Source organism: Chryseobacterium sp. 27AL (assembly GCF_057815395.1).
Genome location: NZ_JBYRIW010000061.1, coordinates 1 through 246, shown reverse-complemented (window position 1 = coordinate 246; position 246 = coordinate 1). Strand labels below are relative to the sequence as shown.

Annotated in this window: 1 protein-coding gene; it reads left to right on the top strand. The window is 40.2% G+C overall.

Going from position 1 to position 246, the window contains the following annotated elements:
• On the top strand, positions 1-246 hold a 246-nt coding region (locus AC3WV0_RS18190; RefSeq protein ID WP_488847496.1), incomplete at both ends, for a hypothetical protein.

The window sequence follows — 246 nt, the reverse complement described above, 5'->3', positions numbered from 1 at the left end:
AATAATGTACTAAAACGATACGATTACCAATATGATGACCTGAACAGACTCACCAAAGGAACCTATTCTGAACCGAAAGCTTCTGTTCCCGCGAATGATTTCTACAATGAAACGGCAGATTATGATACCGCAGGAAATATCACATCTCTTCAAAGGAATACAAAAAGTTTTTCTGGCACCGCGGAACTCATTGACAACCTTATCTACACCTATACCGGCAATACTCTGCTCTCGGTAAAGGATGAA